At 40.1% G+C, this 6,771-nt stretch carries 7 protein-coding genes and 1 pseudogene; 2 read left to right on the top strand and 6 right to left on the bottom strand.

Annotated features, from left to right (window positions below; translation table 11 throughout):
• Positions 1-97: 97 nt before the first annotated feature.
• Positions 98-259, top strand: a pseudogene (locus AB4140_RS09960) (NADP-dependent oxidoreductase); the annotation flags it as partial.
• Between the two features lie 157 nt (positions 260-416).
• On the opposite strand, the gene AB4140_RS09955 reads toward AB4140_RS09960, so the two are convergent.
• The 3 genes from AB4140_RS09955 to AB4140_RS09945 all read right to left on the bottom strand — a co-directional run bounded on the left by AB4140_RS09955 (position 417) and on the right by AB4140_RS09945 (position 2,628).
• The gene (locus AB4140_RS09955; protein WP_372000799.1) at positions 417-1,085 is read right to left on the bottom strand and encodes a hypothetical protein; all 669 of its coding nucleotides are present in this window, start codon (positions 1,083-1,085) and stop codon (positions 417-419) included.
• Between the two features lie 226 nt (positions 1,086-1,311).
• Positions 1,312-1,635, bottom strand: a complete 324-nt coding sequence (locus AB4140_RS09950) for an isoprenylcysteine carboxylmethyltransferase family protein (protein ID WP_372000801.1) — start codon at positions 1,633-1,635, stop codon at positions 1,312-1,314.
• A gap of 450 nt (positions 1,636-2,085) precedes the next feature.
• On the bottom strand, positions 2,086-2,628 hold the full coding sequence (locus AB4140_RS09945) for a DUF924 family protein (RefSeq protein ID WP_303462067.1): 543 nt from the start codon (positions 2,626-2,628) through the stop codon (positions 2,086-2,088).
• A gap of 168 nt (positions 2,629-2,796) precedes the next feature.
• On the opposite strand from AB4140_RS09945, the gene AB4140_RS09940 reads away from it, so the two are divergent.
• Positions 2,797-3,288: a hypothetical protein gene (locus AB4140_RS09940; RefSeq protein WP_241905026.1), complete on the top strand. Its 492-nt coding sequence runs from the start codon at positions 2,797-2,799 to the stop codon at positions 3,286-3,288.
• 209 nt (positions 3,289-3,497) lie between these two features.
• Here the strand turns inward: AB4140_RS09940 and lolE are convergent, their stop codons facing one another.
• Genes lolE through AB4140_RS09925 form a run of 3 tightly spaced genes read right to left on the bottom strand, consistent with a single transcriptional unit; the run spans position 3,498 to position 6,675 of the window.
• A complete protein-coding gene (lolE, locus tag AB4140_RS09935) occupies positions 3,498-4,745 on the bottom strand; it encodes a lipoprotein-releasing ABC transporter permease subunit LolE (RefSeq protein ID WP_372000797.1) in 1,248 nt (415 codons plus the stop codon).
• Positions 4,745-5,443 carry a lipoprotein-releasing ABC transporter ATP-binding protein LolD gene (lolD, locus tag AB4140_RS09930; protein WP_102436866.1) on the bottom strand — a complete coding sequence of 233 codons (699 nt, stop codon included), beginning with the start codon at positions 5,441-5,443 and terminating at the stop codon, positions 4,745-4,747. Before lolD ends, lolE begins: the two co-directional genes overlap by 1 nt.
• A complete protein-coding gene (locus AB4140_RS09925; protein WP_102519639.1) occupies positions 5,443-6,675 on the bottom strand; it encodes a lipoprotein-releasing ABC transporter permease subunit in 1,233 nt (410 codons plus the stop codon). The genes lolD and AB4140_RS09925 overlap by 1 nt, the downstream gene beginning before the upstream one ends.
• Positions 6,676-6,771 lie beyond the last annotated feature (96 nt).

Here is a 6,771-nt window from a genome sequence, read left to right as displayed (position 1 = left end):
TTTCTAGGTCTGGCCATCTTTAGTCACCAAGTAATGAGCAATAACTCAAGCCTAGTAAGGAGTACAATATTTAGCCACTTAGAATGGGTGGCCATGTTATGGTGAAGTGCCAAGCTTATTGGCTAAGCTCACCCCTTATGTACTGCAAGGTAAAATCAAACACCGCGCCCATGTACTTAATGGCTTAGAGTCATCAATCGACGGATTGAACTTATTCTTATCTGGTGCCAACAAAGGCAAATTGATGGTTAAGCTGTAATAGACTTCAACGCCATCACTGACAAGCGATAGGGTTAAAGCAACAAAAAGGTATTAATGCAGTGGCATTAATACCTTTTTATTATGTCATCTTCTCCATCTTTCGCTGTACAATTAATAGACAAAGATCATCGAAAAATATATTGGAATTAATTTATTCACATTTTACTAAATAGTATTACTGGTAGCATTGGCCATGCCATGAGCAGACCAATATTATTCGACCAAGCTGATTGAGTGCTTTCAACACCGGTTAATTGTTCACTTAAAATATCACCGATTGCGACTGAATTAATTAAACTATCAGGGCTTATGTAAAATTCATTGCCGTTAGCATCTGTAAAAATAACACCTAAACTTAATCCAAACGAAGGGTGGCTAATCTCAACTCGATCCATTGTCAGGGTAACATTTTCATCAAATAGCACTACCTCGAATGGGTCATTGGTATGTGATCGTTGTCGCCAATTTTCAATATTATCAGGCTTGATAAGATAAAACTGATTTGAATATGCTGCCCCCTGATAGCCCCAACCCGAAACTAACTCAACTTTTGCACCTAAATAAGGAAATATCAGTTTATTTGTGGGTTTGTCCCACATAAAAAATGCAAATACCATTGAAACAATAATAATCAGGGAGTACTTAAGTCGCTTGTGATAGTCCCTAATGATTATAAAGAATAAAACCATAAATGGCGTAGCCCAAAGAAAACCTGTGAAGCCTAGATTAACAGCCCCAGCAAAGATAAATAGCAGACTGACAGTTAAAAAAACAATATCTTTTGTTGGTTTAGATATAAATGCGATTAATAAATCGAGTCTCATAGAAGTCTTTAAACCTGAGCCCATTTAAGGGGTCTTATTTATAGTGGAAGTGAATACAATTAACAGACAAAGCAAAACGTTTAGCTCAAATAATCTCCACACAGAAAGAGATAAGCTCATCTAAGCCGACTTTAACTCGGATTGAGTAAACTCTTTAGACATAGCTTTTCTGATTGAGTCGTCCTCGATTCATTGTCACTTAAACCCCTGCTATTAAGCAGGGAAGTTATAACCAGCGCCTAACACTTTGTTTATATCTAATATAATCGTTTCCAAAAATAGAAGTTAACAATACTTCTTCTGGTTTTATTTGAAATTTATTCATATACCAAACAAATAAAATCAAAGTTATAAGGTTAATTGGATTGCTTAAATATAAACAGTAACCCAGTAACGCCATTAGCATGCCAACATACATTGGGTTTCGACTGTATCTATAGATACCAGAGTTAATGAGAGTCGTGACATTTTTAGTATTCACTGGATTAACTGTAGTTTTATGTTTCTTAAATGAAATAACACCAGCCAACGCAAAAACTACACCGAGAATAAAAAATGTTAGTAATATTTCAAGCTAGAATGGCAACTCAAAGACGACAAGTTTGATGTATAAGTTGATTAAGTACATTAATCCTGCAAAAACAACCGTAATAATCAATGGTGGTATTTATTGTTCGATACTCACAATACTGTCCTTGCATGCATAACGCCGCGCTCTATGGCAATTTGTGCTAATTAAAAGCCATCTATTCGATGGTGAAGTAACATCACTCTTTTCATTCAGATTGCGATTCAGTTAATAGCTTAGCATAGGATGATAATTAATCATGTGCCCATTTAATGAATTTTTCAATTTGATATATTTAGTAAAAAATCACAATAAGAGTTGTCATTACTACAAAATGTAAATCTTGCCATTCAAACACATCAATTGTTATCGTGGGCAGCGTTTCTAGAGCCTATCAATGCAAATTGTCGCACTCGTCGATACGCCATAAAACTAAAAAGACGAACCAGGCTGTGCTAAAAAAGCTAATTCTTCTATGGTTGATGTTCGACCAAGCAACTCATTTCGATGGGGGTAACGGCCAAAACGTTCAATAATTTTTAAGTGTTTTAATTCAAATTGATAATTAGATTCAAGCCCATTACTTTTAAATAGCGCTAACCCTTGTTGATGCACTTTTAACGACTCACTGTGCATATAGGGCATATACAAAAAAGTTCGCTCGATTGCGGTTAATTGTTGATCAAGCCCCTGTAAAATGGCCTCTTGGGATAAGGCTAATGCCATGGGATCAGCGCTAAATGCTCGAGCATCATCACGGTAAATATTGCGGGAGAACTGATCCAATATGATAATTTCAGCTAAGCGCCCTTGCAGATGCTGACGCCATAACCATAATTCCCCCGCTATGGCTTGAGTATGTAACTTACCAAAGCGTGTGCGAATTAATTCATCAAAGCTAACATCTTTTTTAAACCATTGGGCAGGCTCAATTTCAGTAAACCAAAAGTTAATAACCTGCTTTACCTCGTCCATTCAAACTCCTCGTGGTAAAAATAAATTTTTGGGGCGTATTCTAGGGTTTATTCTATGCTAGATTAAAATCAGGTTTAGCTTAGTCATAATAAAGCCGGCCTTACGCTAATAACTGGCTGATACCAAAATACAATGACTGCTATTTTGTTTGATAATTATGGAAAATATATGCCACAAAGCAATACGGATGTAGCTAAAAAAACCGCTAAAACTGACATTAACAATGAAGTTCAACCTAAAGTGACAGCGGCTTCGCCTGAGTCTATTAGGCAAGATCCTCTCATTGCAAAAATGCTTAAGCGTTCGCCGTCAGATATTGCCGATAGTTTCACTGATGCGCAGCTCAATGCGATTAAGCAAGCCTTGGGTCCATCGACTTGGGGTGGTCACTTTCTTGATAGCCGTGGCACCTTTAAGTTTCCTTTTATTAAATGGCGTTTTTATTACGTCTTATTATTAGGTAAAAACAAACGCGCCTATACTCGCCGCGAAAAACGAATATCGCTAGTGATGATGATTACCACTGTCACCGGTTTTATACTTTTCAGCATGTTATTTGGTTTGTTAGCTCTGTATTTATTAAAGTCTGCCTTAGGTATCGACTTGTTTCCTGATACCTCGTTAGGGATTTGGCATTACTTTAAAAGCTTGTTTAACTGATGTGTTTAGACTGAGTTTTTGAACCTTGTTCTAGTTGATGTTATCAATAGCGATTGTCATAGCCTATTCTCATAGCCAATTGTCAGTGCTTGTTGTAAGCGCCTAGTTACGCAATTGAAAATAAATTTTAACCAATAAAAAACGCGCTAGAGCGCATTTTTTATTTCTGCTTTTGAATGCAGTGATTCAACACCTAACACCTAGTCAATTCATCGCCCTGCTAATGCCGTTGCTGGCGCTATTTTGGTTGCTTTATAGGCCGGATAAATAGTCGCCAGTAAACTCATCACAAAGCCCATACCAACAACCACTAACACATCTTGTTGCTGTAGCTGTGACGGCAAGAAGTCGATAAAGTAAATATCAGATTCTAGTAATTTAATCCCAAAAAATTGCTCAACAGCATTGGCAAACGCACTCAGATTAAGTGCCAATGTCACGCCTATAGCAGCGCCAATAGTGCAACCTAAAGCACCATTGAGTGCACCTTGCATAATAAATATCGCCATCACTTGGGCACGCTTTAATCCCATTGTCATCAAAATAGCGATTTCGGCGCTTTTATCTCGCACTGCCATCACCAAAGTAGAAACAATATTAAAACAAGCCACGGCAATCACCAGTGCAAGTACCAAATACATCACCATTCTAACCAGCTGAATATCTTGATATAAATGCCCTTGTGAACGAGTCCAGTTATTTAAATGCAAATACTGATTTTGTGCATAACCCAAATCGCGAGTAATGCGCGGCGCACTGAAAACTTTATTAACCGTAATGCGCAGGCCTGTCACTGAGCCCACAGGCAGTTTCAGTACTTCAGCAAGATACGGCAAAGACACATAGGCTTGAGTTGATTCTATTTCTCCACCCAAGTCATACACACCAGCAACCACAAAGCGATGACTTTTCGCCGCAGTTAACTTATTGGTTTGCCCCATATCTGGGGTGTACATTGATAAGGTGTCACCGACCTTTAAACCAAGTTTGTCTAATAAGCTGCGACCAACGACAATGTTGTTGGAGTGAGTACTTAAAGAGGCCCACGCCTGTGCTGGCATAAATTCATCAATGGTTGAAACCTCTTTTTCAAGTGCTGGCTCAATACCATTAAGCTCTAGCCCTTGAAAGCCGCCCGGCTTTTGTACCAAGCCCTGCATTTTAATAAACGGCGCGGTAGCAACAATTTCTGGCATGCTTTTAGCCGTTTCTGCAATGCCTTGCCAGTCATGTAATGGCTCGTTAACGCTCAGCAGTTCACCATGTGCAACAACGCCTAATAACCTCTGCTCTAATTCAAGTTCAAAGCCATTCATGGCTGATAACACTAAAATTAACACTGCCACACCCAGCGCAATACCTGCGGTGGAGGCAAATGAAATAAAGCCAATAAAGCCGTTAGATTGTCTTGCGCGATAAAAACGCCAACCGATAACTAGTGGCAGTAATGACTTCATTATTTCTCTTCCGCTACTTGCTGTAAAACGCCGTCTTTCATGGTTAATTGACGATCCATTTTCGCTGCTAATTTATAATCATGGGTTACCACTACAAAGGCTGTGCCCAGTTGCTGAGCAAGCTCACGAATCAGTTCGTACACACTATCGCCGCTGCTGGCATCTAAGTTACCGGTTGGCTCATCGGCCAATACTAACTTGGGTTTATTAATCAGCGCCCGTGCAATGGCGACACGTTGGCGCTCGCCGCCTGAAAGCTGCGCAGGAATATGCTCTAAACGATGCCCTAGTCCAACTCTCTCTAATAAGGCTGTAGCTTCAGCTAACGATTGCTTTTTATCTCGACCTTGAATAAACGCTGGCATGGCGACATTTTCAAGCGCAGAAAACTCAGGTAATAGGTGATGGAATTGATAAATAAAGCCTAAGTCTTTATTTCTGACTTCAGCTTGTCTAGCTGCGCTTAGCTGATAAAGGTCTTCACCATCTAGCTTCACGGTGCCAGATGTTGGGATATCTAAGGTGCCCATAATATGCAGTAAGGTACTTTTACCTGAGCCAGAGGTGCCGACAATGGCCAATTGCTCACCTTGATAAACCGTTAAATCAACGCTCGAAAGCACCTTGGTGGTGGTTTCACCGTCATGAAATTGCTTAGTGACCTTGTTAACTTCTAATACTACTGGTTGTTTATTCATTATTCATATCTCAAGGCTGTTGCAGGTTGCACTCGCGCAGCCGTTAATGCGGGATAAATGGTGGCAAGTAATGTCATGATAAGAGTGCCTACAACAATGACCATAATTTGTTGACTTGCTATGATCACCGGTAAATTTTGCCCTACTCCAAGTACTGATATACCCAAGACATTAAGCATACTATTTAAATTTAAAGTAATTGTGACCCCAGCTAAGGTGCCTAATGCCAAACCAATAATGGCATTCAGTGAGCCCTGAACAATAAAGATGTTCATCACCGATTGCGTCGTTAAGCCTTGGGTTTTTAGCACTGCTACATCGGTGGTTTTATCTATTACCATCATCACTAATGCCGACACAATATTAAACGCCGCCACGGCAACGATTAAACTGAGCATCAATGACATCATGTTTTTTTCCATTTTTACCGCAGCAAATAAATGGCCAAAATCATCGCGCCAATCGCGGGTTTCAATAGCTATGCCTTGCTGAGCTAATTTATCTGTCAATGTAACGCCCATTTCAGGGGCGATGAAGGGATCGGTTAAGTAAACCCGTAATTCATTAATTTCACTGGGGCTTACACGCATTAACCGTCTTGCATCTTGATAATGCACATAGGCTAATACTCCATCCACTTGCGAGCCCATTTCAAATAAACCTGCCACGGTAAATTTACGCTGGCTTGGCACGGGGCCTAATGGTGAGTACACCACCCCATCGCCACTTAAAATGCGGATTTTGTCACCAACATTGATGGATAATTTTCTGGCAAGGTCGCTGCCTAGCACCACGTTGTAACTACCTGGAGTGAGCTGCTCAAAAGCGCTGGAATAGGTATTGGCAACGATGGCTGAAAGGTTTTGCTCATACTCAGGGAACACACCATACACTTGTACAGCGCTGATATTTTTACTTGATTGCACCATAGCTTGAGTGGTCACCGTGGGTGCGAGCCCTTGTACTTGCGGCAATGTTGTTAACGACTTAGCTTGGGTTTGCCAATCACTAAAGCCTGCATCATTAATGAGGGTTAGTTGTGGCACTGCGCCTAAAATTCGCTGTTTAAGCTGACCTTCTAGACCGTTCATCACTGAGCTGACAATGATCAGCGCGGCTACCCCTAAAAAAATGCCCGATACCGCAAAAAAAGTAATGAAAGATGCAAAAGCATTGGCTTTACGCGTCCGCCAATAGCGGTAGCCCATGAATAATGAAAACCGAAAGTTCATAAAGAAAAGTGCATCCTTGGTGTTTATTGGAATAAAAAACAGCAGTTTAATTTAACACAAAGGCTAAAACTTGCTAAATCATTAAGATGGGCATGA

The sequence above is a fragment of the Shewanella sp. 10N.286.51.B2 genome (assembly GCF_041469265.1).
In the GTDB taxonomy this organism is placed as follows: Bacteria; Pseudomonadota; Gammaproteobacteria; order Enterobacterales; family Shewanellaceae; genus Shewanella.
The sequence above is the reverse complement of the archived record's forward strand: the minus strand, read 5'-3'. Positions and strand labels throughout refer to the sequence as shown.

Coding starts and splice junctions, on each gene's coding strand:
- lolD (WP_102436866.1), bottom strand. CDS start 5,443: ATGAATAAACAACCAGTAGTATTAGAAGTTAACAAGGTCACTAAGCAA.
- AB4140_RS09925 (WP_102519639.1), bottom strand. CDS start 6,675: ATGAACTTTCGGTTTTCATTATTCATGGGCTACCGCTATTGGCGGACG.
- AB4140_RS09955 (WP_372000799.1), bottom strand. CDS start 1,085: ATGAGACTCGATTTATTAATCGCATTTATATCTAAACCAACAAAAGAT.
- AB4140_RS09945 (WP_303462067.1), bottom strand. CDS start 2,628: ATGGACGAGGTAAAGCAGGTTATTAACTTTTGGTTTACTGAAATTGAG.
- lolE (WP_372000797.1), bottom strand. CDS start 4,745: ATGAAGTCATTACTGCCACTAGTTATCGGTTGGCGTTTTTATCGCGCA.
- AB4140_RS09940 (WP_241905026.1), top strand. CDS start 2,797: ATGCCACAAAGCAATACGGATGTAGCTAAAAAAACCGCTAAAACTGAC.